Source organism: Burkholderia sp. BCC1640, from assembly GCF_902833125.1.
Taxonomy (GTDB): Bacteria; Pseudomonadota; Gammaproteobacteria; order Burkholderiales; family Burkholderiaceae; genus Burkholderia; species Burkholderia diffusa.
Window position 1 is genome coordinate 1 of record NZ_CADFEF010000212.1, and the last position, 236, is coordinate 236.

Here is a 236-nt window from a genome sequence, read left to right on the forward strand (position 1 = left end):
GGCCTCAGCTCGACCGATAGCACGGTGGCTTCGCTGTCGACCTCCACGTCGACCGGCCTCTCGTCGGCAACCAGCTCGATCAGCTCGCTGTCCACGTCGACCTCGACCGGCATCAACTCGCTGTCGACCGGCCTCAGCTCGACCAATAGCTCGGTCGCTTCGCTGTCGACTTCCACGTCGACCGGTCTGTCGTCTGCAACTAGCTCGATCAGCTCGCTGTCCACCTCGACTTCGAC

At 63.6% G+C, this 236-nt stretch carries 1 protein-coding gene; it reads right to left on the reverse strand.

Annotation, left to right across the window (positions count from 1 at the left end):
• A partial coding sequence (locus HWX25_RS33865) for a hypothetical protein (RefSeq protein ID WP_279610164.1) occupies positions 1 to 224 on the reverse strand: 224 nt, incomplete at its 3' end.
• Positions 225 to 236 lie beyond the last annotated feature (12 nt).